Here is a 25,499-nt window from a genome sequence, read left to right as displayed (position 1 = left end):
CTCCAGCGTCGGTGTGACCGGCACCCCGGTGAGACCGGGTGGGAGGGGGCCGACGACGCGGAGGAGGGCGTGGTCGGCGTGGAGGGTCATCTGGCTGACCTGGCAGGCGCGGAGGGTGTGCTCGAGGTCGGCGGTGGGGACCGTCACCTCGTGAACCTGGCCGGCGGCGAGGGCGCGGATAGTGTCGATGCTCCCCTGGGCGCGGACGGTGCCCTGCTGAAGGATCAGCACGGCCGCGGCGCCGGCCTCGATATCGGCCGGGACGTGGCTGCTCAGGACCACCACCCGCTCGCCGGGAGGACCGGCGATGATGCGCAGGACGCGGGCTCGCTCGGTGGTGTCGAGGCCGGTGAGCGGCTCGTCGAGGATCAGCAGGCGCGGGCGGCCGAGCAGTGCCTGGGCCAGGGCAACCAGCCGCGCCTGACCGCCGGAGAGGGTCCGGAGCGGGCGGTCGGCCAGGTCGCCGAGGCCGAGCTGCTGGAGGAGCATGTCCGTCTGTGGCTCGGGCGGGATGCCCTTGAGCCGGGCTACGTAATGGAGGAATCCGCGCGGCGTCAGATGGCTCGGCAGGTCGATCTCCTGCGGCAGGTAGCCGATGCGGCGCCGCAGCGGGCGGGGGTCGGCGGCGTAGTCGCGCCCGGCGAAGGAGGCCCGGCCCGCATCGGGCCGCAGCGCCGTGGCGAGGATGCGCAGCAGCGTCGTCTTGCCCGAGCCGTTCGGGCCGAGCACGGCGAGCACGCCCGGCCCGGCGCGGAGGGAGACGCCGGTCAGGGCCGGGACGTCGCCGTAGCGTTTGGTCAGCCCCTCGGCGATCAGTTCCACGCGGCGGTCTCCCGGCCGACGAGCCGCGTGCCCTGCCAGAGCAGCAGGACGCCCGCGGCGAGCAGCAGCAGTGTGGCGACCAGCACGCCGGGCGCCTGGCTCAGGTGGACGAGGATGTCCGTGGGCCCAAACACTCGCGGGTCGGCGGGCTCGATCACCCCCTGCCACGCAAGGAGGACGAGCGTGCCCCAGGCGCCGAGCGGGGCGGTCAGCCCGGCGACGGTGCCCCAGCGGGCCGAGGTGTAGAGCGCCATGCCCGCCAGCCCGAGCATCGGCCCGAGCCAGAGGAGCACCACCCGCCAGAGGACCAGCCGCGGCCCTTCGATCCAGACCAGCCCGAGGAGCGCCAGGGCCAGCGCGAGGTTCCCGGCCAGCACCAGCCCGAGCCGGACGTAGAGCAGCTCCAGCGGCGTCACCGGGCTGATCCGCTCGATCTCCGCCAGCGTCTGCCCGGCGGGGCGGAAGGCAAAGGCGACGCCGGCCGCGGCGAGCACCGGCGCGATCAGGGTGACGCCGAGCGAGAGGAGCCCGCTGTACCCGACCCCGGCGATGATCAAGCCCAGGGCCAGGACCAGCCCCCCGGCCCAGAGGACGGCATGGTCAATCAGCGCGATCTGGGAACGTGCCAGCGCCAGCCAGTGGTGGATGCCGGGTGCCGGGCTTTCATCCCACACCAGATCGGACTCCGGCGCGGTGCGGGCGGCCACCAGCGGCGCCAGCCGGTTGATCAGCGCCTCGGTGTCGGCCGGGTTCGGCTCCGGCGCGTCGTAGGCGGCGAGGCGGGCTGCCAGCGGGTCGAGGTCGCCCAGCGCCGCGCGCGCCTCAGGCGAGAGACCGCTGGCCGGGTCTGACCGGCGCTGCCGTGTCATGGGCCATCCCTCCTTCCGCGTGCTTTGCTTGCTGCGGGCGCGGGGTGCCGGGTGAGGGCGGTGGTGCCGCGCCGTTCGGGGCTGGGTACTCGTCGATGAGCAGGGTCTTCAGTCGTCGCAGGCCGTGGAACAGCCGGCTCTTGACCGTGCCCACGGCGACACCGGTCACCTCAGCGATCTCGTTCAGCGAGAGGTCGTGGTAGAAGCGGAGCACGACCGTCTCCCGCTGGTGCGGCGGCAGTTGCTGGAGCGCCGCTGCCACCATGCGCCGGTCGTCGTCGCGCAGCACCAGATCGAGCGCGCCGGGGTCCGGGTCCGGCACCGTGATGAACGGATCGTCGTCCGCCGATGGTGTCACCCGGGGGGCGATCGACTGCCGCCGCGCGGCAGTGCGCAGGTGGTCGAGCGCGATGTTGCGGGCGACGGTGAAGGCCCACGGGCGGAAACGGCTCGGCGGCTCACCGCGGTAGGTGACGATCCGGGTAAAGGTCTCCTGCACCAGATCCTCCGCCTGCTGGCGGTCGCCGGTCAGGCGGTAGAGGAAGGCAAGCAGCGGACCGTGGTAGCGCGGCACCAGTGCCTCCAGCGCGGCGACATCGCCGGCCAGCAGGCGACGGTAGAGCGCCTCATCGGAGGTGTCGATGCTGTGGTGTCGCGGGTCGCTCATCGCCATCTCCACGGTCGCCGTGCGGCGAGATTCGGATTCAAGATCATCGGCCCCGCACCGACCGCCGCCGGCGCGACGCGGTTCCACCCGGCGTGGATGCCCTCGGCCGGGCGGCTGTGCTGGAAGAGATCGAGCAAGCCGCTTGCCTCGCGGCCCACGATCATCTCCACCCACCAGTACCCTACCACGGCCCCGGCTGCGATCCGGTAGCTGCCGATTACGTTCCCGAGCACGAGCACGACCCCGAGCAGGTAGACGGTCTGCGCGATACGACCCCACATGCCGTTGGTGAGCACGGAACCTGGGAAATAGGGCAGCCGCCTGCCGGAGACGGCCGCCTGTGGAACGCGACGGCGATCATACATGGCGCTCAATCGTGCGCTAGCGCACACCGGCGACCTCCCGGTACCAGGCGGCGATCGCCTCGTCGGACGTCACCCCGTCGAGCGACGCCGGGTTGGAGAGGAGCCGGTCAATCACCGCCTGAATTCCCGCGTTCCCGCGCTGGCGGTAGATGTCAAGCAGCGCTCGGGCAGGGAGTTTCGACCCGTTGTCACCTCCGGGCAACGAGCGGCCATAGGCATCGATGGTGGCCGCGATCTTGTCGGGGTCGCCCTCCTCCCGCGCGTAGGCCCAGAGGAACAGGTCGAGCGTCCAGGGTGCGAACCATCGCTCCGCGTCGGGATCGACCGGCGCGCCGATGGCGGCGGTCCACAGGCTGTTGAGTACCCGACTGCCGAAGTACTGGGCGTCCATCTCCAACGAGAGATCCAGGATGTCGATCTGATCTGCGTCGAACACGATCAGGATCTGCTGATCCGCTGCTGGGGTCTCCGGCACGTAGCCGGGCATCCCATCGAGGAGGGCGAAGGTCAGCCCGTCGATCTGCACGGTCGGGAAGAAGGGGGTGAGCCGGTCGAGGGTCGCGTCAAAGCGGGCGGCGTAGGCACGGGCTCGCGGCAGCAGCGAGTCCGGCGCGGCGACGGTGACCCTGCCGACCTGTGCCGTCCGCAGGCGCGGCGCGGCGATCAGGTAGGCCCAGGTTGCTCGGTCGGCGGCGAAGACCCCGTCGCCCACCGGCGGCAGGTTCGACGTCACGCCGTATCCGGCCGGTACGTGCACCGTCAGGCGGAAGACCGCCGGTGCGTGGGCCTGCGACTCGAACCGGTTCAGGTCGCCAAGCCCGCGCACACCTGCCAGCGGGTACCAGCCGACCGCGGGCAGCAGGCGCACCCCGCCCGGTCCGGCGAAGTAGGTCAGTTGGGGCTTTCCCTGCTGGTAGCGTACGTAGACCGCGAAGGCACCTTCGTAGGTAAGGCGGACTTCGGTCGTCGCGCCGGGCGCGAGCGGCTCCGGCAGGGCGAGCGTGAGCTGGTCGCCGTCGCGGGTCACGGGCAGGCTGCTGTCGACTACGACCAGATCGTGATAGAGCGTCAGCGTGGCGTCGGAGATGGGTTCGCTGCCAGCGTTGCGAAGCACGAGCCGGGCGTCGAAGCGCGGCCGTGCGAGATCGCGCAGGTCGGCGTCGATTGCCCAGGCGTCGATTACCTCGCGGTCGGTCGCGACCTCGGCCCGCTCCCGGCCGCTGAAATCCATCGCCACCGCCTCGGCGCCCCATTCGGTGAGCAGGCTGTGGTAGCGCATGCCTCCGGTTAGCGCGAACGCGAGCCCGGCGAGGACCAGCGTGCCTGCCAACACTGGCAGGCGCCGCGTCCGGCGCTGCTGGGTTAGCAGGACGGCCAGCGCGAGCACGCCGAGCGCCAGGCCCGCATAGAAGCGGTTGAACAAGGCCGGCAGGTCCCCGGCGAGGAAGCGTCCCCACAGTTCCTGGTACTCGGCGTCGTTCATCCGGGTGAAGTCGAGCAGGGACGAGATCCCCCGGCCGCCCGTCATGATTCGGCTGATGGGCGACACCGCGACCCAGCCGGCGGCGAGCACGGGGTAGATCCAGCGCCGGTTCCCGAGCCAGACGACCGCGCACCAGCCGATCGCGCCGGCGAAGGCGTACGTGATCGTTGCCGCCAGGAGGTAGCGCGGAACAGTCCGCGTGAAGGAGTCCACCGGGCCGACGCGGAGGGCGAGCGCCAGCGGCACGATCAGCGTGGTGAGGAGCGCCGTGACGGTCGCCAGCCAGCGGGCGACCAGCACTTCGGCGCCGGTCGGATAGGTCTGCTCCAGATCGTCGAACCGAGTCCGGGCACTGCGCGAAGCGCTCACCGCGCCGACGATGAGCGACACCAGCGAGACGGCGCCGATCGTCAGGTTGCCCAGCTCGCCGCTCAGTGCCGCCTCGGCGGTCGCACCGACCCAGGCGCGGAACGTGTAGAGCAGCAGCGCTGCCCAGAGCAGGTGCAGCACCGGGAAGGTCCAGTGGAAGCAGAGCAGCCGCAACTCCGTGCGCCAGGCCCGGACGACGCGGCGCGCCAGGTCAGTCATCGCCGCGTCCCTCCCGGGCGTCGGCGTCCCTCGCGTATCCGGCATGGGCCGGGCGCCCCCAGTGTCGGCCCATACCGAGGTTGGTGCGGCGGGCGGTCCAGAGCGCATTGGCTGCCAGCATCGCCAATCCGAGCCCCGTCACGAGGGCGCGGTTCAGGTTGTCGCTGACTCCTGCCACCGGGTAGATCGGGTGGAAGAGGTAGAGTGGACCGGTCATCGGGTCGGCGCGGGTGAAGACTTCGAAGAACCAGTAGGCGAGCACGCCCCCACCGGCTGCCCAGTAGCTCCCGGTCAGGTTGCCGAGCAACAGTCCCAGTCCCAGCAGGAAGACCGCGGGGGCCAACGCTGGCAGCACCGTCGCGCCCAGGTCGTACGGTCCGTAGCCGATCCGGAAGATGACGGCGGCCAGCAGGAGCGGCAGCGCCGTGGCCGCCACCGCCCCGGCGGTGCGCAGCAGCGGCAGGCGCCAGGGAGACTCCGGGTAGGTGCGGCGTAGCTCGTCGAACCCTTCCTGCCGCTCGACTCCCATCAGGTGCGCCGCGCCGAGCCCGCCGGCCAAGCAGACGGTGAGCGCCAGGGCGCGGGTGATCTCCCACTCGTAGGCGGGCTCTAGCCGCTGGGTCCAGACGAACCACTGAAACAGGGCGAAGAGGGGCGGGATAAGCGCCGCTAGCGCCGAAGAGAGGCCGAAGACGACACGCGCCTCGTACCAGACGATGCCCCTAGCGCGCACCGCCGACCTCCTCGATCCACCCGGCGATCTGGTCCGGCTCGAGATCTTGCAACGACGCTCCCTCGGCGATCATCCGGGCGATGACCTCGCGGACGCCTTCCACGCCGCGCTGGTTTTCAATCGCCAAGAGCGCCCGGGCGATCGGAGCCGTGTAGGACCCGCCGTTCGCGAGTAGCGCTTGCTCGAACTGCGCCGGGTCGGTGCCGACGCGGTGTCGGATCCAGAGGTATTCGCTGATGCCGGCTCGCGGGGTGGTCGCGCCGGTGTCGCCACCGGCCAGGACCCAGAGATCCGCCGCCAGCGCGTCGCTGATGAAGTAGCGGTGGCCGCCGGTGCTCTCCATCAGATCCTCCGGCGTGTTCTGGCTGATGACCACGAGCGGCTGGTCCCCGGCCGGAGGCGTATGGTCGGCCATCCCCGCGAAGCTATCGAGCACGGCCAGCGTCACCCCGTCCGGTGCCGCGATCGGGAAGAACGAGGCGTACTCAGCCAGGAGCGCTTCGTAGTTGGGGATGACGGCTCGCGCAGTGGGCAGGATCGCCTCCGGCGCGATGATCGTGCTGGCCCCCACCCGCTCGGTTCGCAGTCGCGGCGAGGCGTAGAGCACGGCCCAGGTGGCCCGGTCACTGGCGAAGGTCGTCTCACCCGTTGCCGGCAGGTTCGTACAGACGCCCCAGCCGCGCGGGACCGACACGGTGAGGACAAATCGTCCCGGCGGGTGCAGGACGCCGGACGTATCGGGGCCACCGAGTTCCTCGCCCGGAACGGGATACCAGCCGGCGAAGAACGGCAGGCGCACGCCACGCTCGGTGGTGAAGACGAGCGGGTCCGGCAGCGGGCGGAAGGCCTGGACCAGGGTCCAGAGTTCCCCGCCGTAGGTCAGATGCAGATCCTGTGTTGCTCCCGGTGCGAGTGGCTCGGGCAGCGCCAACGTCAGCACGTCGCCGTCCCGCTCGTGGGGCACGCTCGACGACGTGATCTCCAGGTCGTGATGGAGCGTCAGCGTCACTGTGGAGATCGGCTCGTTCCCCGCGGCGCGCAGGGTGAGTCGGGCGTCGAAGCGGGGGGAGGCCGGGTCGGTTAGATCGGCCGCGATCTCCCAGGCATCGACCACCACCGGGGACGTCACCGTCGCCGCTGGCTCGGGCGGCTGGATCGATTCGACGGTAATGGCCTGCGAGGCCCATGCCTGCGCCTGCCGCACGTAGGCGGTCGCTGCCGATGCCGTCAGCATCAGCGCCGCCAGCGCGAACGCGGCCGGGATCAGCGGCGCCCGCCGGTTGCGCCTCGCCGTGACGCGGGCGACGACCAGGGCAACAAAGAGCGCGGCCAGACCGGCGTAGAAGAGGTTGAACCAGACCGGCCGCTCCCCTTCCATCAGCCGGCCCCAAAGCTCTTCGTATCGGATGCTCGCGGTGCGTAAGACATCGAGCAGGTCACTACCGGGGATGCTCGGTCCCTGCCCGCCGAAGAAGACGTCCCACCCCAGGCTGGAGAGCCAACCGCCGGCGAGCAGCAGGTAGACCCAGCGCCGCGGCCCGAGCCAGGTGACGAACAGCCACCCGACCGAAACGGCGAACGCCAGCGTGATCCCAGCCTCCAGTACGAACGTCGGCAGCCCGCGCCACAGTGACGTTGCCGGCCCGATCCGGCTGGCGAGGACCACGGCCGCTACCTGCGTCGGCAGCAGCGCCACAAGGCAGGCCAGCCATCGACCGAGCAGCACCTCGGCACCCGTCGGAAAGGTCTCCTCCAGGGCCGCGAAGCGGACCCGCTGGCTACGCCCGGCCACGAACGCCCCGAGCAGGAGGGCCGCCAGCGCGGAGAGTCCGACGCTAAACGCGCCCGGGTTTCCCTTCAACGCCGCCTCGGGCGAGATGAGGGATTGAATGCTGAAGACGTAGGCGACCAGCGCCCACCACCCCAGGAGCATCAGCGGGTACGACCAGTGGGGCACCACCAGCCGCAGCTCCATCCGCCAGGCGGTGAGCAAGCGGCGGAGGAGATCAGACATGGACCAGCCACTCCTCACGCTGGGCGCTACCGCTAACCGCCAGGTACCCATCCTCCAGCCCGGGCTCGACCGGCACGCCCCGACCCAGCGGGTTCTCGTCCGCCACTACCCGGAGCTGCACCCGGCCGCCGACCGTGCGGCTCGACACGACCTGCACCCGCGACGCGACCTCGTCCCACTCGCCCGGCTCAACCTCCACCAGCCACACGCGGCCTCGCGCCCGCTCGACCAGCTCCTCCGGCGTTCCGGCAAAGGCCAGCCGCCCCTGGCGCAGTACCGCCAGCCCCGTGCAGCTCGCCTCGACGTCGGCCACGATGTGGGTCGAGAGGAGCACCGTGCGCCGTCCGGAGATCCGAACCAGCAGGTTCCGGAAGCGGATACGCTCCTCCGGATCCAGCCCCGCCGTCGGCTCGTCCACTACCAGCAGGTCCGGGTCACCCAGCAGCGCCTGAGCGATCCCCAGCCGCTGCTTCATCCCGCCGGAGTAGGTGCCGACCCGGCGCTTGGCGTCGGCCGTCAGGTTCACCTCCTCCAGCACCGCCTCCACCTGGCGCTTCCGCTCGCGCGGCGGGATGCGCTTCATCGTGCCGATGTAGTCGAGCATCTCGTAGGCGTTGAGGCTGCGATAGAAGCCGAACTCCTGCGGGATGTAGCCCAGCCGCGCGCGCACCTTCGCCGGGTCGCGCATCACATCGATCCCGCCGATGGTCACCCGGCCGGAGGTCGGCGCCAGCAGCGTGACCAGGATGCGCATCAGCGTCGTCTTCCCGGCGCCGTTGGGTCCCAGCAGGCCGAACATCCCGCCCGGCACCCGCAGCGACACCCCATCCAGCGCCCGCACACTGCCGTAGTGCTTGCTGAGTTCCTCAATCACGATTTCCATTGCGTACTTCCTTCGTCGTCCGCCGCGGCGACAGGCCACTCTCACCGACAGAGACGAGGTGGCAGCCGGCGAGGTTCAAGAGGAGCGCCGGCAGCCTACCGGTTCCTGTGCGTTTGGACGGAACGCGCGTGGTGTACGGGTCCAGCAGGGACTGCATGTACCCGCCGCAATAGGCGCGTGTTCGGGAAGGGTGGCGTGAAGGTCCGCGTGTTGTGGCGCGTGCCCGGGCCTAAAGGCGCCGGGCTGACAGGGAAAAGCCCGCTAAAGCGGGCTGGGGCAGACCAGGGGTGACACCCAGGTGGGAGGTGTCCACCGCCCGGTTGGTGCCCGGGGGTTTACCCCCGGGCTGAATATAGAAAGCCCACTGAAGGGGCTGGGGAACGCGGCGCCCGGTAGGAGGCCGAATCGGATACGCCTGGATGTGAGTATCGCAGCCCCTTTAGTGGGCTTACCCTGTTTTCAGCCCGGCGGCTTTAGCCCCGGGCACGTGCCGACTGCCGGAGATCCTCGCAGCAGCCTGCCCCGGCTGCATGCACACACGGTGACCGCGCCTAAGACAAACTCCGCACGCCCGTCAGACGGCGGTGCTGTACACACGCGCCCTCACTGCACGGAGATCCTCCTGCACCAGCCGGCTGGTGATCTTGGCGGAGAGGAGGACGCCGGGGAGGCCGGCGCCGGGGTGGGTGCCGGCGCCGACGAGGTAGAGGCCGGGGAGGTCCCGCGAGCGGTTGTGCGGGCGGAAGTAGGCCGATTGGAGCAGGGTCGGTTCGATCGAGAAGGCAGCGCCGAGGTGGCTGCGGAGGTCCGTCGCGAAATCGACCGGGGTGAAGCGCCGCTCGACGACGATGCTCGATTCCAGGTCGTCCAGCCCGACCTGCTCTTCCAGCGCCTGGATGATCCGGGCGCGGAGCACGTCGCCGGCGTGGTTCCAGTCGATGCCGCGGCCCAGATGCGGGACGGGCGCCAGAGCGTAGAGGCTCTCGCAGCCGGGTGGGGCCATGGTCGGGTCGGTGCGCGTGGGTGTGTGCATGTAGAGGGCCAGGTCGTCGGGGAGGCCGTGGCCGTCGAAGATGGCGTGGATGTGCTCGCGGTAGCGGGCGGGCATGAGGACGGTGTGGTGGTGGAGCTGCGGGTAGGTGCGGTTTAGGCCGAGGTAGAGGAGGAAGCAGCTCATCGAGTAGCGGTAGCGCGCCAGGCGGGCGAGGGTGCGCGGGGGTCGGTGGGCGGCCGGGATCAGCTCCCGGTAGGTGGTGGCGACATCGCTGTTGGCGACCACGGCGGCCGCGGGGATGATCTCGCCGTCGGCAAGCCGGACCCCGGCGGCGCGGCCGTCCTTGACGATGATCTCCTCCACCGGCGTGCCGCAGCGCACCTCGGCGCCGAGGTCGCACAACAGCCGCTCCATCGCCTCGACCAGCGTGTACATCCCGCCCATGGCGAAGTGGACCCCTTGCTGGCGCTCCAGGTAGGGGACGATGCCGTAGATGGCGCTGGCGCGGAACGGGTTGCCACCGATGAAGAGCGGGTGGAAGGAGAAGACGGCGCGCAGGCGCGGGTCGTGGAAGTGACGCGAGGTGAAGCGGTAGACGCTCTGGGCCGCGCCGAGGCGGAGCAGCTCCGGGACGACGCGGGCGAAGGCGCCGGGCGTCAGGAACGGCTCGCCGGCCAGGTCGGCGAAGGCGCGGGCGTAGATGCGCTCGGATGCGGCGAGGAAGCTCCCGTAGCCGGCCACGTCGCGCGGGTCGAAGCGGGCGATCTGCTCCTCGTCCGCTTCCGGCCCGGCCCCGTAGTCGAACCGGCTGCCGTCCGGGAAGAGGAGTCGGTAGAAGGGGCGGAGCGGCACCAGGGGCAGGTCGGCCGCGCGAGAGCGGCCGGCAGCCGCCCAGAGGTCGTCGAGGAGCTCCGGGGCGGTGATGAGGGTGGGGCCCATGTCGAAGGTGAAGCCCGCCTCGCGATGCTGGGAGGCGCGGCCGCCGAGCCGGGCGCGTGCCTCGACCAGGGTCACGGCGTACCCGGCGCATTGCAGGCGGATCGCGGCGGCCAGGCCGCCGAAGCCGCCGCCGATGACGACGACGCGCGCCGCACGCGGGTCGCTCATGGCTGCAAGACCTCGCCCGCGACGGCCGGACGGTACGCCGGGGCCGGGCGCGACAGGTCGCGCACCTGCTGCTCCACGGCGTCGACCAGCGCCGCCCGGTCGGGCCAATCCTCAACGAAGAGGGGCGGGCCGAAGCGAAGCGTCACCTCCCAGCGGTCACCGGGCTGGTACCCCAGCCCCGCCGGGATGATCGGGACCGGTGGGTGGCCGTCCCGCTCGGCCAGGGCCGCGAGCGCGGCGAAGCCGGGGCGGAAGGGGAGGAAGCCGTCGGCCGTCTTGGGCGTGTAGGTCGGGTCGACGTTGGGGTAGGCCTCGGGGAAGACCACCACGACCTCGCCCGCGCGCAGCAGGTCGACCGTCTCGGTCACCGCGCGGTGCAGGTAGCGACGGCGCTCGGCCGGACTGTAGGCGGTGCGGGCGCCGGGGCGGGACATGGCGTCGCCACGGAGCACGATCGGCCAGCGCGCCGCGGCGCAGGCCCGCTCCATCACCCGGCGGACGATGGGGCGGTCCACCCAGTCGAGCGCGACCAGGATGTGGACCGGGCGGGGCAGCGTGGCGATGAGGGCACAGCCGTCGTAGAGGTGGTGGTAGTGCCGCGCGGCGATCAGGGCCGGGCCGCTGGTCGGCACGTGCTCCAGGCCCTCGACGGTGAGCTGGAGTCGCCGCCCGGCGATGGCGCGGCTGCCGAGGCGCATTGCGGTCGCGGCTGGAGACGTCGTCCGCCCCAGCGCCAGCGTGGCCGGGAGCACGCCCAGGAAGACGGCCGCGATGGCCGGCTGCCACAGCCCGACGCTCAGGCTCAGCGCCAGGGCGAAGACGATGTTGGCGGTGTAGATCCCGAAGGGGAGCCAGGCCGGGAATTCGTCAGGGCCGGCGTTGCGCCGCCAGAGCAGGCGGCTGAGCCCCATAAAGAGGAAGCCGGTCACCGACCAGCCCACGAAGTTTTGCAGCGGCATTCCGAAATAGGGACCGGTTGCGTGCCAGACCCAGAACTGCGTCGGGAGCGCCGGGTGGGCCATGGCCGGGTCGAGCACCAGATCCCAGACCGTCAGGAACCAGACGCCGAGGAGCACCGCGCCGAGCGCTGAGCGGCGGATGCCGAGCCGGGCCACGATGGCGCTGGCGAGCAGGTAGGCAGCCATGCCGACGAAGAACCAGGAGAGGGGGATAGTGTAGGGCACCCGTCCCAACACCTTGGTTCCCAGCCCGCTGGTATAGCTGTAGGCGCCGAAGGGCCAGCCTGTGCCGGTGCCGAGCAGCTCCATCCCGAGGGAGAGCGTGGTGGCGAGCGCGAAGAACGTGAGCGTGCGACGGGCGCCGAGGTAGCGGAGACCGAAGGTGAGCATGGCGGCAGCGCCGAGCACGATGTGGAGCGGGCCGCCGTGGCGCATCCCGAAGGCGAAGACCTTCGCGGCTTGGGCGCTGCCGGCCCACAGCTCGGGATGCGGCAGGGCGATCAGGAGGCCGCCCAGGGCGAAGCTGAGCGCCCCGAGGTGAGCGAAGAACAGGGTCCGTGCTGCCGTCACGTCAGCCTCCTCCATCGACGAGCGGGCGACCGCGCCAGACGTGCCGGCGCTGCAATGCGCTGACCCAGAGCCGGAGAGCTACCGGCAGGTCGCTCACGGGTGAGAACCAGTAGGTCCAGGGTGGGCACCGGTAGGCGCGTGCCATGCCGACCAGCACGCCGATCCGGGCTGCGGCCAGCGCAGCGTTCACCGCGGTTGCCGGGCCGCGTTGACGGGTGAGCAGGCGCAGCGTGAGCAAGGGCAGCGGCAGGGCCTGGACCAGGGTGACCTCGGCAAGCCCGAGCAGCGTGGCGCCCCAGCCAGAGAAGCGGTCACGTAGCGGCAGCGACCGTGGCCAGTTGCGCCAGGCCTCAGCGGCGCTGGCGTACATCTGCACCCGTGCCACGTCGCCTGCTTCGTAGAAGCCGACCGCTGTGCCGGAGGCCGCCAGCGCGCGGGCGAGCGTCACATCTTCGCAGCGAGAGTCCCGGACGATGGCGAAGCCCCCAGCGCAGGCCAGGAGATCGCGCCGCATGAGGAAGCACTGGCCGTTCGCCTGCACGCGGTCGACGCGATCGGTTGCGTGGCCGGGGATGCCGAAGCGGTAGACGAGCGTCGCCAGGAGCGACGGGTGGATCAGCCCCTCCGTGGGACCAGACAGTTCCTGCCGCGTGGCGACGCTGAGGGCTGTGACCTCCTCGCTGGCGGCGTGGCCCAGGAGCGCGGCTACCAGCCCGGGCGCCGGGCGCACGTCGGCGTCGATGGTGAGCAGCCACGGCGCCGCGGGGTCGGCTTCCTTGGCTCCGACCTCGAGCCCCCACGCCTTGCCGTTCCAGCCGGGCGGGATCGGTCCGGCGTCGACCAACCGCACCCGGCTGTCGCGCGCGGCGTAGGTGGCGACCAGCGCCTGGGTGCCGTCGGTCGAGCCGCCGTCGACGACAACAATCTCGGCCACCGCTGGCCCCTGGGCGATCAGACCGTCCAGGCAAGGCCCGAGGCGCGCCACTTCGTTCAGCACCGGTACGACCACAGCCACGCTGCCCGGCGCCGTGGTCGGGCGCGGATTCGGCGCCACGCGGCGCCCTCCAGCAGTGGCGAGGAGGCGCAGCAGGACACGGGCGCCGAGCGCCGCCTGCCCCAGGGTGAGCAGCGCCCACAGCCGCCGGGCGGTCATGGCGCACCGCCGAGCGCGAATCGGACGACGAGATCCCGAACGGTGGGCCACGCCTTCTCCTCCGGCCGCACGATCTGATGGCCGGCCGGCACCTCCCGCAGTGCGGTGCTCCCGCCCAGGCGCGCCGCGAGCTGCCGGGTGTCCGCCGGGAGGACGGTGCGGTCGTCGGTGCCCTGGATCACCAGCGCGGGTGCGGTGACGCGCTCGGCGGCGCGTCCGGCACCGCTGGCAACCCGGCGCAGTTCATCGAGGGTTACCGGCGAGAGGCGGACCTCGTTGCGCAGGGCGTGCTGCACCGCGGGGTCGTCCAGGTCAACGCCCGGCAGGGCCTCGGCGAAGAACGCGCGCACCTCCGGGTTCTCGAAGTCGGCGGCCTCGAAGGGACGCATCGGCCGCATGACGAACCGGGCCAGCGGCAGCAGGTGCACCCGCCAGTCTCCGGAGAGGAGCCGCCACAGCGGCGCAAGGAGCACCAGCCGGTCGGGCGGGTTCTCCGCGGCGAGGTGGAGGGCGACGGCACCGCCCATCGAGAAGCCGATGAGCGTCGCCGGGCTGTGCGTCGCGCGCACGTCCTCCCAGGCGCCAGCCGCGGTCTGAAGCCAGTCGCGGGCACGCATCGCTTCCAGCCGCTCGATATCGGGGCCGAAACCGGGCAGGAGCACGCCATACGCGGAGATGCCGGCCTCGGCCAGGGCGTGCCCGAGTGGGCGCATCTCCGCCGGGGTGCCCATGAAACCGTGGATCAGCAGCGCCCCGGCCGTCCCTGCCTCCAAGTGGAACGGCTGGTGCTCCTCAGCGTCGAACCAGCGCACTGGTCGGCTCTCCTGGTTGGGGCAGCACGTTCTCCCCATCCCGCCACAGCCGCACGAGCATGATGGCGATGGCGGCCTCGCGCAGCTTCTCCAGGCGCGTCGTCACGGCGCGCTGCCGCAGTGTGTCGTAGTCGTTCCGCTCGATGACGTCGAGGATACGCCGGTAGAGCCGTCCGGCGATGAGGATCGGGAGGCGGCAGTCGGGCGGTAAGAGCCAGACGCCGGCCAGCCCGCGGGCGTAGTAGTCGCGGGCGCGGTCGATCTGCTGCCGGATCACCCGGCGCAGCGGTTCGTCGGGGCCACACCCGGCGACGACGAGCCGGGCGAGCGCCTCAGGCGAGGAGCCGGCCGCGCGGAGTTCGTCGAGCGGCAGGTACACACGACCGCGGCCGAGGTCGGCGCCGATGTCGCGGAGGATGTTGGTCAACTGCATGGCCACTCCCAAGTCCGCCGCGGCCGCGAGCGCTTCGGGCCGGGTCGCGTCGAGCACATGGGCCATCGCGAGCCCGACGGTCGAGGCCACCTGGAAGCAGTAATGGTGGAGTTGGGAAAAGGACGTGAACGCACGGGGCGTCAAATCCGAGGCAAGCCCGTCGACGAGGTCGGTGAGGTAGGGGACCGGAATGCGATGCGTGTCGATCACCTCGGCCAGGAGTCGCCCGAGGGGCTCGCGCGGTGCCCGGCCTGTCCGCCCCGCCAGCAACCAGTCCCGCCAGGCATCGAGCTCGGCCTCCACCGGCGCGACGGCCGTCCTCCCGTCCCGCTCGTCCACCAGGTCATCCAACGTCCGCGAGAAGGCATAGAGCACGACAACCGACTGACGCCGCTCGGGTCGCAGGAAGCGGGCGGCGAAGGCAAAGGTCCGCGCGTGATGCTGTAAGAGCGCTTCGGCCGCTGCCAGATCAGGGGACGGGCCGCGGATCGGCTGCCGTGAGTGGGGACACTGCACGGTATCCTCCGCCTCGTCGAGTGCGACGCACGCATCGTTGTCCGGGCGTGAACGCAAGCGAGGTGCCAAACGCAGGGCACGCGAGCGCGTTTCCCCGCTCTGCCACTCGGGACAGCGGCATGCGGGGCATGCGTCGACGCGACCGGTGCGACGGGCGGCTCTCTGGGTCGTAGAGGGGGTGGATCTACGCGGGCGGTGCGACCGTGGAGAGCTGGCGCGCGGCATCGCCGCGCGCCCAGTCATGACCGGCTAGGTGCGCGCGGTCATCCCCTCGAGCAGGCTCATCAGGCTGTTCGCCAGCGTCCGGCGGGTGGCCGGGTCCAGCGTTGCCACCGCTGCTCGGAGTCGTTCCTTCTCAAGCGGGTGAAGGCTCGCGATAACCTCCTCGCCCTCGGGGGTGAGGGCGTTGAGGACCACACGGCGGTCGCGCGGGTCATCGGTGCGGTAGGCCAGCCGCTGGCGCACGAGCCGGTCGAGGATGCCGGTGACGGTCGGCGTCGACACTCGTAGCCGCCGGGCCAGCACTGAGACGCGAGTCGGTCCTTCAGCGTACAAAATGCGCAGCACGCGGAGTTGCTGCATCGTCAGGTTCGGCCAGTCCGTCGCTAGGCGCTCCGGGCCCGGCTGCAACTGTGCGAGCGTCCTGCGGAGAAGCTCTACCAGGTCGTCGCTCTCCTCCTCGGTGTGCCCACCGTCCGTCAAGACCGGCATGCTCATAGTGTCCCTTGTCCCTTCCTGCCATACGTAACTGCCGGGACGCGCGCCCCGGTTCAGTTCTCCCGTGGCAAGCGCTCCACTGAGGTTGATAAACCCCCTCAACCTCTCGCGTAGATACCAATTCCCAGTATAGCAGTGTTGTTTACTACTAGGCTATCGGCAACAGGTTCTGACCGTACAGGGTGATCAGTCCGTGACCGATAGGCCCAGCAGACCGCCACCAATCTTTGCCTGGAGCCTTTCGATGCCCTAGCCGTATTCTCTGACATTCGTGCGTGTTTGTCTAGTCTTGGGCTGAGATTGCCTACGGGGTGAGGTGGCTTTGCCCGGACCGGTGTTGAGTGCTAGGCTACATGCGCAGGAGCAAGAAGCGCCGGATCGTGGCGAAATGTGTGGCCGGTGCTGCACGTTGCGAAGTAGGGAGAGCAGTTGTGGCAACACATCCTCAGCTACAGGCACAGCAGCGAGCCGTGCTCGGTAAGAAGGTGAGACAACTCCGGCGTCAGGGCTTGCTGCCGGGTGTCGTCTATGGGCCCGCGGTGGAAGTGCCTCGCCCTGTCGCCGTCGACGGGAAGGAGTTCGACCGGTTGTACCGGCACGTCGGCGCAACCACGCTGGTCGACCTCCAAGTGGACGGCACGACCCATACGGTCTTCATCCGTGGGGTCGATCGGGACTCCCTGGGCAAGGAGTTGCTGCACGTCGACTTCTACGCGCCCAATCTGAACGAGCCGACCGTCGTCAGCGTGGCGATCAACGTCGTGGGTGAGTTGCCCGCGTCGGTGGACGGCGTGCTCACCTACGGGCGACAGGACGTTGAGATCCGGGCGCTGCCGGAGAACATCCCCTCGCAGATCGAGGTCGACATCTCCGGGCTGGACGACGAGCACCGCTCGATCCACGTGTCGGATCTCCAGGTCCCGCCGGGCTGCGAGATCCTGACGCCCGGCGATGAAGTGGTCGTGCAGGTAGCGGCGCCGGTCGTGCCTGCGGCTGTCGAGCCGGAGGCCGAGGAGGCGCTCGCCGAGGAACTGGGCGACCAGCCCGCCGCCCTATCCGAGGGTGCCGAGCCCATCGAGGAGGAGTAGCCGGGTCATCCGGCACCCAGGGCTGGAACGCGCCTGGAATGGCCTTGAACCGCGGCGGCTCCGGCCGCCGCATTAGTTTGGCGCGGGATGGTGATGCATGCCCGGGATGGGTGGTGTGTAGAGTCCCGCGTCGTGGCCCGCGCCCGGGGCTCAAGCCGCCGGGCTGATAAGGAAAGCCGGCTGAAGCCGTCTCGGGGGTGGGCACGTCTCACGTCGCGGCGTTGTGTCCCGCCGCTCGGCCTGTGCCCAAATGCCCCCCTCTCCCAAAGTTGGGAGAGGGGTTGGGGGTGAGGGCCATGCCCCGTCCACGTACCGCGGAGCGATCCGCTAGGTTCCGGCGCGGGCGCCGCGTGCTGCGGCGCGGCGGGTGTAGGTCTCGGGCGCGAAGCGGGCGAAGCTGAGGCCGCAGGCGGCCAGGAGGAAGCTGGTACCGTACAGGGAAGTGTTGGGGCCGAACAGGTCGGCTGTCCAGCCGAGCAGCGCCGGCCCGATGACGTAGCCGGCATCGGCAAGCATGCGGAACGCACCCATCGCTGCGGCGTTCATTCCCGCCGGGGCCACATCGGCGGCATAGGCCGCGGGCGCAGCGCCGCTGACGCCGCTCGCCAGCGCCCAGACGCTGCTGCTCACGAGATACCAGGCAAAGTTTGACGACACCGAGAAGAGCGTGAGCGCCGAGGCGCTCAGCAGCGTCGCCGGGACAATCACCACCTTCCGCCCGAAGCGATCCACCAGCATGCCGGATGGGTACGCCATAACCAATCCGACGATGCTGACCAGCGACAGGCCGACGCCGATCTCTGTCTCCGACAGGCCCATGCGGGTCTGTGCCAGCGTGGGGACCAGGTTGAAGAGCGCGCCGGTACGGGCGAAGGCGTTGCCGAAGCCCACCAGACTCACGAGCAGGAAGGCGGGGGTGGCCCCCAGGAGGCGAACCTGCTGGGCGAACGGCGGGCGCGCCGCGCTTCCCGCCACCGCACCTGATCGCAGGGACTTCGTCTCCGGCACGCGCGCCAGGGCCAGCAGGGCCACGGCTCCCCCGACTACGGAGTAGGCGTAGAAGGGGAAGTCGAGCCCGCCGTACTCAGCCAGCATCCCGCCCGGAAGTGGTCCGACCCCCACGGCGAAGAGGAACACCGACTGGTAGATGGCCATGGTGCGGCCGCGCGTCTCCGGGGTGGTGACGTCGGCGAGGATGATCTGCCCGCCGGTGAGGACCATGGCGGCGCCCGCCCCGGCGATGAAGCGCGCGGCCAGGAAGAAGGCGTAGGTCGGCGCCAGCGCGCAGAGCAGGTTGCCGGCAACGGTGATGGCGCCGCCGAGCGCCAGGGTCCAGCGCCGTCCCGGTCCGTCCGCGATCCGTCCGGCCGGCACCGCGGCCAGGAAGCGCGCCAGCCCGTAGACCGCGATGGTCAGCCCGATCAGCCCGTGCGACACGCCGAACGACTCGGCATAGAGGGGCACCACCGGCACGATGCTGCCGAAGCCGAGTTGATTGACCGCGATGACCGCACAAACCCAGATCAGGATGCGGTTCCGCCGGTACCATGTCCCCAGGTCCGAGACGCGGCGCATACGTTTCCCTTCGCTCCCCACGCGGAGCGTGTCTCGCTCGATCCAGCCACCCATCGGGATAGGCGGGCACCCCGCCCGCGCGGCTACGATACCATAGCTCGCTTCCGACGATACCTTGGGGCGGGACGCGATCGCCTGGAACGGATCGCCCTCGGCGGGAGCGGACCTGATGCCACGGCGTGACCGGTGGAGCTTGGTTTCGCCCCCGGGCTTCACGGTTCGGCGGGTTCGGCGTATCCTGGGCGGACCGGCGTTGGTGTGGTCGTGGACGCCGGGAGAGAGTTGACGTAAACTTCGCCGCTGGCGGCGCCACAGGGCGCCGCGGCGACTGAGACGGGGTGGGAAGGGAAGCAGCGTGGAGTGGGCTTACGGAGACGCCACGGGCAATAGCGCGCATTCAGTCGACATCGGTGTCATCCAGGCGCTGATCGCGCGGCACATCGACCCGGAGACGACGGCGTTCGGACCGGAATACGCTCGACTGCGGGACTCCGGCCTGGCTGTCTGGCGGCTGGTCGCCGGTATGGATCCCTCGGGTGACAGCATCGAGGACCTGGCGGAGGACTACGAGGTGCCGGAGGAGTCGGTCCTGGCCGCGCTCTACTTCTACTGGCAGCACCGTGACGCGATCGACGCCCGCATCGCGCGCGTGAACCTGCCGCCTGCGGTGTAGCGTGAAGACGGCCCTCACCCCCGTCCTCTCTCCCAGGGTTGGGAGAGGGGAGACACTCGCGGCCTTTGTTCCCCCTCTCCCAAAGTTGGGAGAGGGGGGCAGGGGGTGAGGGCCGTTCCCCTCACTCCAACAACCGCGTGCCGTGCGCGAAGATCGCCGGGACGCCGCCGGTATGGAGGAAGACGACGGTCTCGTCGGGCCCGATGACGCCCCGCCGCACGTGGTCGATCAGCCCCGCCATCGCCTTGCCGGTGTAGGAGGGGTCGAGGAAGATCGCCTCGGTCTGAGCGAGCAGCCGGATGGCTTCCAGGCACTCCGGCGTGGGGATGCCGTAGCCCTCGCCGATGTACCCCTCGTCCGTGATTAGATCCGACTCGGTCACCTGGGGCGGGACGCCCAGCATCGCCGCGGCTTCGGCCACGTTCTCGAGGGCGCGCGCGTCCTTGTCCGCCCCGCCGCCGCTGACGGCGATGCCGTACACCTGATAGGGCGCGCTGTAGATCTTGGCGCCCAGCACCAGGCCGGCCTGCGTCCCGCGTGACCCGCTGGCGTAGTAGAGGCGGGTCGGAGCTTCCCCGGCGTTGGCCAGTTGTCCCACCAGTTCCAGCGTGCCCGCGACGTAGCCAAGCGCGCCGACGCCACTGGAGCCGCCGACCGGGATCACGTAGGGCCGTTCGCCGCGCGACTCCAGATCGGCCGCGACGCGGGCGATCGTCTCGTCCACGGCGGCGTCGACCGCGAGGGATTTATCCGGCGGAGCGGGAACCAGGTGCACGTCGGCCTGCAGCAGGTGGTCGAGGAGGAGGTTGCCCTGGATCGGCGGGTCCTCCACGCTGGTGGTCAGCACCAGGCTGCAGCGTAGCCCGGCCAGCCGCGCCGCGGCGGCGGTCATGCGCGCGTGGTTCGACTGGACCGCGCCGGTGGTGATCACGGCCGTCGCCCCCTTGCGCAGGGCGTCGGCGATCAGAAACTCCAGCTTCCGCGCCTTGTTGCCGCCGAGCGCGAGGCCGGTCAGGTCGTCGCGCTTGATGAGGATGCGTGGGCAGCGCTCGGGTCCGCCCAGGGCCTCGCGGAGCCGGTGGGCTTCATGCAACGGCGTGGGGAGCGTCGCCAACGGAAAGCGCGGTATCGTCCCGATCGACATCGTCTCCCATCCCTTCGTGGTGTGCCGCGGCCATGCGGCGTGCGGCGGCCGCAGGCACCTCTCCCGTGGCGTCCCGACCGGGGTCGGCACGATGCCGCTGCTCCTTGTACCATGCCGCCCGACTCCGCGCGAGCCATGGGCCGCATCAACGGCCCCTTGGGCGCGCAGAACCGGGCGGCGCTGGTCAGTGCGTCGCTTGTGGTTTCCGGTGTGGCCAGCTCAGGGGTGGGATGCCAGCGGAGCACCGGCATACGGCCGGTGCTACTCGCCTGCCGCTTCGGCGCTGGCGTTGCCCTCGACGATGGCGCGCAGTTCGTCGAGGAACACGCGGTTCCACTGATCCATCGTCTCCCAGCGCCAGCGGGAGCTGTTCGCGCGCACCGCGTTGCGCGTTTCCTCGGGCATGTTCTCGTAGCTGCGGTTGATGCCCGGCAGTTCCGGATGCTCCATGGCGAAGCGCCGTGACTCGCGTGCCATCGCCTCGGTCATCGCAGCGGGCCGCTCGATGAAGTGTCCCAGCTCGTTCCAATCGGCGTCGTAGAGGACGAAGACGGGGATCGAGCGGTACTTGCCCTGGTTGAGGTACTGGTCGATCAGGTCCGGGTTCTCGTCGCGGAGGAAGATCCGCAGGTTGATTGAGGGGACCTCGCGGGTGAGCGCGACGACGACCGGGAGGAAGTGGATCACATCGGTGCACCAGTCCTCGGCGATCGCGACGATCGAGAGCGGGCGCGCCCCGAAAGCCCGGCGATCGTCGTCGGTGATGATGGCGGCCGCCGCGGCGAGGTTGGCCTCATAGCGTTCCTGGTTCCGGGTCATCCTGGCCTGAAACTCGTCGGCCGTGAGGCCCTGGGCGAACCGCTCTTTCGAAACCGGCATAGCTCTTGAACCCTCCCACTCCGAATAACGGTGTCCACCGACAACCATACCCCGAAGCCGCGTCGCGGCCATGCTTCGCTGCACGCGAACTGCGCATCGGGTCTTACCTAATTGGTAACGGTGGAGCATGCCAGGATATTCCGTGCCCTGGTGGTCTACAGCACCGGGTAGTGAAGCTGCATACCGAACATGATCGCCCCGACGGCGAGGACGAGCGAGGCCCAGAGCACGGTGGTGGCCAGTTCGGCGGTGACCGGGCGGACGAAGGGGGCATGTGCCTCGCGCCGGCGCAGGGTCGCCATCAGGTCGGTCAGCGCGACGTTGACCAGCGCGGCGGCGAAGCCTGCGAGGAGGAGCACCCACGGCGTCAGCAACGGCCGGCCGATCGCGGCCATCCCCGCGCCGAGCGCCGCGCCGTGCAGGGCGATAGTGCGGACGAGGAACACCGCCGCCAGCCCCGCGATGACCAGGCTCAGGACCATCCGCCCCCGCTGCAGCCGCACCCAGGTGCTGTGGCCCCGGCGGATCCACCACACCAGCGCGACCGTCGCGCTGAGCGCCGGCATTGATGCGAAGGCCCACGCCGAAACTTTGGAGTACTCGGTTACGAGCCGGTGGACGTCGGATCGGAAGATGTACCCGAGCGCGATCGGCGTGCCGCTCCAGATCGCGCCGCCGGGAATCCCGCCGATGAGGAAATCCCGTGGCCGGAACCGCAGCAGCCCCGAGCCGATCGAGACGTACATCCGCACCAGCGGCAGCGAGCGGCCGATGGCGACGACACCCACGTCGTGCCCGCCCAGCCGTTGCCGCCAGCGGGCGACCGTTTCCTCACCGCGCCGGCCGAAGCGGCGCAGGATGCGGTCGAGCAGCCGAATCCCGCCGGTGCGGGCGACGAGATAGAGTGTGGCGCCACCGAAGACATCGGCCGCGGTGACCAGCAGGATGGCGAAGATGAGTTCCGGCACGCTGTGCACCGCAAGCGCCCCGGCGAGGAGCAGGCCGACCTCGATCGGCACCCCGGTCGGCATGCCAAGCTCGCCCAGGAAGACGATGAGCGCCATGATCACGATGCCGTAGGTGAGAATCAGCTCTTCGATGGTCGTGCTCCTGCTCGCTCCGGTCACGTATGGCGCGCAGCCGACACCGGTGATAGTTTGAAGCATAACGCATCCGCTGCCGGTGCGACAGACGCACCGTCTCTGCTTGTGTCTAACGCGAGAATCGGGCCGCGTGCAACAACCTTTTGGACAGGTGGGGGCAGGAGGCGATCAGGCCGCGATTGCGGCGAGGATGTCGTGGGCCCAGGCGATGGCGTCGAGGTAGGCTGCCGCGAGGACGTGGGGCTCGACGCCGGGCAGGTCGATGGCGTCCCACTCGGCGCGCTCGTACGCCAGGACCGCTCGCAGGGTGGCCCCCAGCGGCCCGGTGCCCTCCAGCAGGGCCTGCTCCAACTCCTCCGACAGCGGCAGCCGCTCCAGCACTTCGGCCATCGGGGCGTCGAGCAGCGCGTCGAGCACCGATAAGAGCCCGGCGGTGAAGTACATGTCCTTGTTGGGGACGCGCTGCGCGCGGGCCAGCATCTCGCACATGCGCCCGCGGACCATGGCGGTGGTCATCAACTCCGTCGGCTTGTCGTCCACGCTCGCCATCGCGATCATCGTCACCCAGGTGGCGACGAGCCGGGTACCGAGGAGGATGAGCGCCTGGCGGATCGACTCGACCTTCGTCGGGCGGGCGTAGAAGGCCGAGTTGATCAGCCGCAGCACCTTGTAGCTGAGCGAGACGTCCTGTGCGATCAGGGCCTCCAGCTCGGAAAAGTCGACGTCCGGGTCTTGCAGCTTGGCAAGCAGCATCAGGAGCGCGAGCCGGTTGCCCGGGACCCGCCGCTCGCGGACGAGGTCCGGCTTGCAGAAGAAGTAGCCCTGGTAGTAGTCGAAGCCGAGATCGCGGCAGAACGCCAGGTCGTCGTGCGTCTCGACCTTCTCCGCCAGCAGGCGCACGTTGTATCCCCGCAGGCGCCGCACGTTGGCCTCCACCCCGGACCGGCCGAGTGCCTGGAGGTCCAGCTTGACGATGGTTGCTGTTTCAACCAGCGGGCGGAGGCTGTCCCGGAAGTTGAAGTCGTCGAGCGCCACGGTGTACCCGGCCTCACGCAGCCCGCGCACGGCCCCTACCAGGTCGTCATCCGCCGGCGCGCTCTCCAGGATCTCCAGCACGACCCGGTCGGGCGGGAGGGCCGTGGGGTAGCCGCTGAGGACGAAGCTGTGCGTCAGGTTGATGAAGGCGTGGGCGTCGCCCACCAGGCGGTCCAGGCCGATCTCAACCAAGGCGTTGAGCACGACGTCGGAGGTGGCGCGCTCGCCATCGACGATGGCCGCCTGATCGGCTCCGGCCGAGCGGAAGAGCAGCTCATAGCCGAACACGCGGAGATCGCGGTCGTAGATCGGTTGCCGGCCGATGAGGACCTCTGCCATGTCGCCTCGACCTTCCCCACCTCGACACCGGACACCGCGAATGGACACGGTGTCTCCGGTAATAGGAAGGATCATCCTCCAGATTCCATCCTATGCCGCGCGCTGACAACGGGACAAGACCGGGACGGGCACGCACCCGGATATCAGGACTGATGGGTGAGGTCGGCCGGGTAGGGGAGGGGCGACCACGCACGGGCGCCCGTCGCGGGGTGCGCACTCCCGAATGCGGCCTCGCGGCGGGAGCCGGCGAGATGCCGGCGCTCCTTGAGCGTGGGTGTCTGCCAAGGGGCGCCCGGCCCCGTGCAGGCCAGGGCCGGGCGGAACGACCAGGCGTCGGCGCGGCGGTCTTCCCGCCGGTCGGTGGTCTACTGGGCGGCGAGCTTGTCCCAGTTGCGATGCTCCTCCTTGGCCGCCGCCAGCAGCTCGGGCTCGAGGAAGAGATCAAGCGCGGTCAGCGCCATGGCCTTGGAGACCTTGATCAACTGCTCCAAGCCGAACTCGGAGCCGGAGGCGTCGACCACCTGCTGGGAGTGGCCCGGGATCGGCTCATGGCTGATGGCGAAGCTGCCGGTGACGGCCGGCATCAGGTAGCTGATATTGCCGAAGTCGGTGGAGTACATGCCGCGGCCGGGATCGCGCGGGCTGATCTCCATCCCCACGGCCTCCATGTTCTCCCGGTAGCGCTTGCCGATCACGTAGCTGGGGCGCATGTCGTAGCAGATCTCGTGCTCGGTGATCTTCACCTCGGTGCCGGTCATCAGCGCGGCGCCTTCGGCGATCTTCTTCACCTTGTCGAGCAGTTCCTCCAGGTAGGCGCGCGAGGCGGCGCGGACGTAGAACTTGGCGGCCGCGTACTTGGGCACCACGTTCGCGGCATCGCCGCCGTGGGTGATGATCCCGTGGATGCGGGACTCCATGTGGATGTGCTGGCGCAGGGCGTCGATGCCGGTGAAGAGCTTGATCACGCCGTTCAGGGCGTTGGCGCCGTTGTAGGGGTCCGCTGCGGCGTGGGCGGGCTTGCCGAAGTACTCGAAGTCGACGTGAGCGACGGCCAGGCAGGTGCCCTCCGGCCACTCGACCGGCGCGTCGGTGCGGTCGCCGCCGTGGTGGACCATGAGGGACGCGTCGACATCGTTGAAGATGCCGGCTTGGGCCAGGCGGACCTTTCCGGCCCCGCCCTCTTCAGCCGGGGTGCCGATCACCTCGAAGATCCCGTTGAGGTGGTCCATGACGGCGCCGAGGCCGATGGCGGCCGCCAGCCCCGAGGCCGCGATCAGGTTGTGGCCGCAGCCATGGCCGATGCCGGGGAGTGCGTCGTATTCGGCCAGCACGGCGATGACCGGCCCGTCGCCCCGGCCGTGGCGCGCCGCGACGAAGGCGGTCTCCAGGCCGCCCGCGGGCTTTTCCACCTCGTAGCCGAACTCCCGGATGCTGGAGGCAAGGAGCGCGGATGCCTTGTACTCCTGATAGCCGATCTCCGGGTTTACCCGGATCGTCTCGGCGACCTCCAGGATCCGGTCGCGGTGCTGATCGATGGCCTCGATCACCTTCCGGCGCAGTTCTTCACGGTCCGCCATGACGTCCCTCCGTCCGCCTGGGGGCGGTATGGCGCCCGCCCCGCCCCCGTTCTCATTTGGTTCCGCTCGGGGGACAATAACACTACCAAAGGGGGGTGCCAAGAGGGCCGATCCGGGCATGGAACATGCGTTTGAATCCGTGGGGCCGGCGCATCGACGTAGCGTCCGGGCCAGGCAGCGACCGGCCCAGCCGGTCCGGCGGCATCCTCGCTCCGACGTGCCACCGCCGGCCGGCACCGATTTTCGCAAACCCCGTTCTATTCCTCTCCTCCTCAGCGAGGAAGCGGCCGTTGGCGGCGGCCGCTTCCTCGTGTTAAGGGGCGGGTGTGTGGGGGATGTGGTGCGTGATGCTGTCACTTAAACACAAAAACGAGCCCCCGACACAACACGTCCACACCAAT

The 25,499-nt window shown here is 70.2% G+C and carries 22 protein-coding genes; 2 read left to right on the top strand and 20 right to left on the bottom strand.

All coding sequences use genetic code 11. The features are described from left to right. The 14 genes from IRZ30_RS06230 to IRZ30_RS06165 all read right to left on the bottom strand — a co-directional run. Nucleotides 1-822, bottom strand: an 822-nt coding sequence (locus IRZ30_RS06230) for an ABC transporter ATP-binding protein (RefSeq protein WP_294084027.1), incomplete at its 3' end; no start/stop codon positions are given. After that, nucleotides 813-1,691, bottom strand: a complete 879-nt coding sequence (locus IRZ30_RS06225; protein ID WP_294084026.1) for a hypothetical protein — start codon at nt 1,689-1,691, stop codon at nt 813-815. The genes IRZ30_RS06230 and IRZ30_RS06225, both read right to left, overlap by 10 nt. Continuing rightward, nucleotides 1,645-2,358 carry a sigma-70 family RNA polymerase sigma factor gene (locus tag IRZ30_RS06220; RefSeq protein WP_294084025.1) on the bottom strand — a complete coding sequence of 238 codons (714 nt, stop codon included), beginning with the start codon at nt 2,356-2,358 and terminating at the stop codon, nt 1,645-1,647. The genes IRZ30_RS06225 and IRZ30_RS06220 overlap by 47 nt, the downstream gene beginning before the upstream one ends. Next, nucleotides 2,355-2,723 carry a hypothetical protein gene (locus IRZ30_RS06215; protein ID WP_294084024.1) on the bottom strand — a complete coding sequence of 123 codons (369 nt, stop codon included), beginning with the start codon at nt 2,721-2,723 and terminating at the stop codon, nt 2,355-2,357. The genes IRZ30_RS06220 and IRZ30_RS06215 overlap by 4 nt, the downstream gene beginning before the upstream one ends. Nucleotides 2,724-2,739: 16 nt before the next feature. Further along, nucleotides 2,740-4,794: a hypothetical protein gene (locus IRZ30_RS06210; protein ID WP_294084023.1), complete on the bottom strand. Its 2,055-nt coding sequence runs from the start codon at nt 4,792-4,794 to the stop codon at nt 2,740-2,742. Continuing rightward, nucleotides 4,787-5,527, bottom strand: coding sequence for a hypothetical protein (locus tag IRZ30_RS06205; RefSeq protein ID WP_294084022.1), 741 nt, complete (start codon nt 5,525-5,527; stop codon nt 4,787-4,789). Before IRZ30_RS06205 ends, IRZ30_RS06210 begins: the two co-directional genes overlap by 8 nt. Further along, nucleotides 5,517-7,541: a hypothetical protein gene (locus tag IRZ30_RS06200; RefSeq protein WP_294084021.1), complete on the bottom strand. Its 2,025-nt coding sequence runs from the start codon at nt 7,539-7,541 to the stop codon at nt 5,517-5,519. The genes IRZ30_RS06205 and IRZ30_RS06200 overlap by 11 nt, the downstream gene beginning before the upstream one ends. Next, nucleotides 7,534-8,424: an ABC transporter ATP-binding protein gene (locus tag IRZ30_RS06195; protein ID WP_294084020.1), complete on the bottom strand. Its 891-nt coding sequence runs from the start codon at nt 8,422-8,424 to the stop codon at nt 7,534-7,536. Before IRZ30_RS06195 ends, IRZ30_RS06200 begins: the two co-directional genes overlap by 8 nt. A 574-nt stretch (nt 8,425-8,998) precedes the next feature. Further along, nucleotides 8,999-10,525 carry a phytoene desaturase family protein gene (gene crtI / locus IRZ30_RS06190; RefSeq protein WP_294084019.1) on the bottom strand — a complete coding sequence of 509 codons (1,527 nt, stop codon included), beginning with the start codon at nt 10,523-10,525 and terminating at the stop codon, nt 8,999-9,001. Further along, nucleotides 10,522-12,054: a carotenoid biosynthesis protein gene (locus IRZ30_RS06185; protein WP_294084018.1), complete on the bottom strand. Its 1,533-nt coding sequence runs from the start codon at nt 12,052-12,054 to the stop codon at nt 10,522-10,524. Before IRZ30_RS06185 ends, crtI begins: the two co-directional genes overlap by 4 nt. A gap of 1 nt (nt 12,055) precedes the next feature. Continuing rightward, on the bottom strand, nt 12,056-13,207 hold the full coding sequence (locus IRZ30_RS06180) for a glycosyltransferase family 2 protein (protein WP_294084015.1): 1,152 nt from the start codon (nt 13,205-13,207) through the stop codon (nt 12,056-12,058). After that, on the bottom strand, nt 13,204-14,019 hold the full coding sequence (locus tag IRZ30_RS06175; RefSeq protein WP_294084013.1) for an alpha/beta fold hydrolase: 816 nt from the start codon (nt 14,017-14,019) through the stop codon (nt 13,204-13,206). The genes IRZ30_RS06180 and IRZ30_RS06175 overlap by 4 nt, the downstream gene beginning before the upstream one ends. Next, on the bottom strand, nt 14,000-14,968 hold the full coding sequence (locus tag IRZ30_RS06170; RefSeq protein WP_294084011.1) for a phytoene/squalene synthase family protein: 969 nt from the start codon (nt 14,966-14,968) through the stop codon (nt 14,000-14,002). Before IRZ30_RS06170 ends, IRZ30_RS06175 begins: the two co-directional genes overlap by 20 nt. Nucleotides 14,969-15,217: 249 nt before the next feature. After that, nucleotides 15,218-15,679, bottom strand: a complete 462-nt coding sequence (locus IRZ30_RS06165; RefSeq protein WP_294084009.1) for a MarR family transcriptional regulator — start codon at nt 15,677-15,679, stop codon at nt 15,218-15,220. A gap of 437 nt (nt 15,680-16,116) precedes the next feature. Here IRZ30_RS06165 and IRZ30_RS06160 point away from each other — a divergent pair, with 437 nt between their 5' ends. Next, entirely contained in the window at nt 16,117-16,773 is a 657-nt protein-coding gene (locus IRZ30_RS06160) for a 50S ribosomal protein L25 (protein WP_294084007.1), read from the top strand. A gap of 327 nt (nt 16,774-17,100) precedes the next feature. Here IRZ30_RS06160 and IRZ30_RS06155 read toward each other — a convergent pair whose 3' ends face one another. Next, nucleotides 17,101-18,348: an MFS transporter gene (locus IRZ30_RS06155; RefSeq protein WP_294084005.1), complete on the bottom strand. Its 1,248-nt coding sequence runs from the start codon at nt 18,346-18,348 to the stop codon at nt 17,101-17,103. A gap of 355 nt (nt 18,349-18,703) precedes the next feature. Between IRZ30_RS06155 and IRZ30_RS06150 the strand changes: the two genes are divergently transcribed. Beyond that, nucleotides 18,704-19,021 carry a PqqD family peptide modification chaperone gene (locus IRZ30_RS06150; RefSeq protein ID WP_294084003.1) on the top strand — a complete coding sequence of 106 codons (318 nt, stop codon included), beginning with the start codon at nt 18,704-18,706 and terminating at the stop codon, nt 19,019-19,021. A 121-nt stretch (nt 19,022-19,142) separates the two neighbouring features. On the opposite strand, the gene IRZ30_RS06145 is transcribed toward IRZ30_RS06150, so the two are convergent. From IRZ30_RS06145 to IRZ30_RS06125, 5 genes are all read right to left on the bottom strand, one after another. Next, nucleotides 19,143-20,165 carry a D-cysteine desulfhydrase family protein gene (locus IRZ30_RS06145; RefSeq protein ID WP_294084001.1) on the bottom strand — a complete coding sequence of 341 codons (1,023 nt, stop codon included), beginning with the start codon at nt 20,163-20,165 and terminating at the stop codon, nt 19,143-19,145. A 261-nt stretch (nt 20,166-20,426) separates the two neighbouring features. Then, a complete protein-coding gene (locus tag IRZ30_RS06140) occupies nt 20,427-21,044 on the bottom strand; it encodes a thioredoxin family protein (protein ID WP_294083999.1) in 618 nt (205 codons plus the stop codon). Between the two features lie 155 nt (nt 21,045-21,199). Further along, nucleotides 21,200-22,210: a DedA family protein gene (locus tag IRZ30_RS06135; protein WP_294083997.1), complete on the bottom strand. Its 1,011-nt coding sequence runs from the start codon at nt 22,208-22,210 to the stop codon at nt 21,200-21,202. 105 nt (nt 22,211-22,315) lie between these two features. Then, nucleotides 22,316-23,521, bottom strand: coding sequence for an EAL and HDOD domain-containing protein (locus IRZ30_RS06130; protein WP_294083995.1), 1,206 nt, complete (start codon nt 23,519-23,521; stop codon nt 22,316-22,318). A gap of 365 nt (nt 23,522-23,886) precedes the next feature. After that, on the bottom strand, nt 23,887-25,098 hold the full coding sequence (locus tag IRZ30_RS06125; protein ID WP_294083993.1) for a M20 family metallopeptidase: 1,212 nt from the start codon (nt 25,096-25,098) through the stop codon (nt 23,887-23,889). Nucleotides 25,099-25,499: the final 401 nt, after the last annotated feature.

It is taken from the genome of Sphaerobacter sp. (assembly GCF_019683595.1).
Lineage (GTDB): Bacteria > Chloroflexota > Chloroflexia > Thermomicrobiales > Thermomicrobiaceae > Sphaerobacter.
The sequence above is the reverse complement of the archived record's forward strand: the minus strand, read 5'-3'. Positions and strand labels throughout refer to the sequence as shown.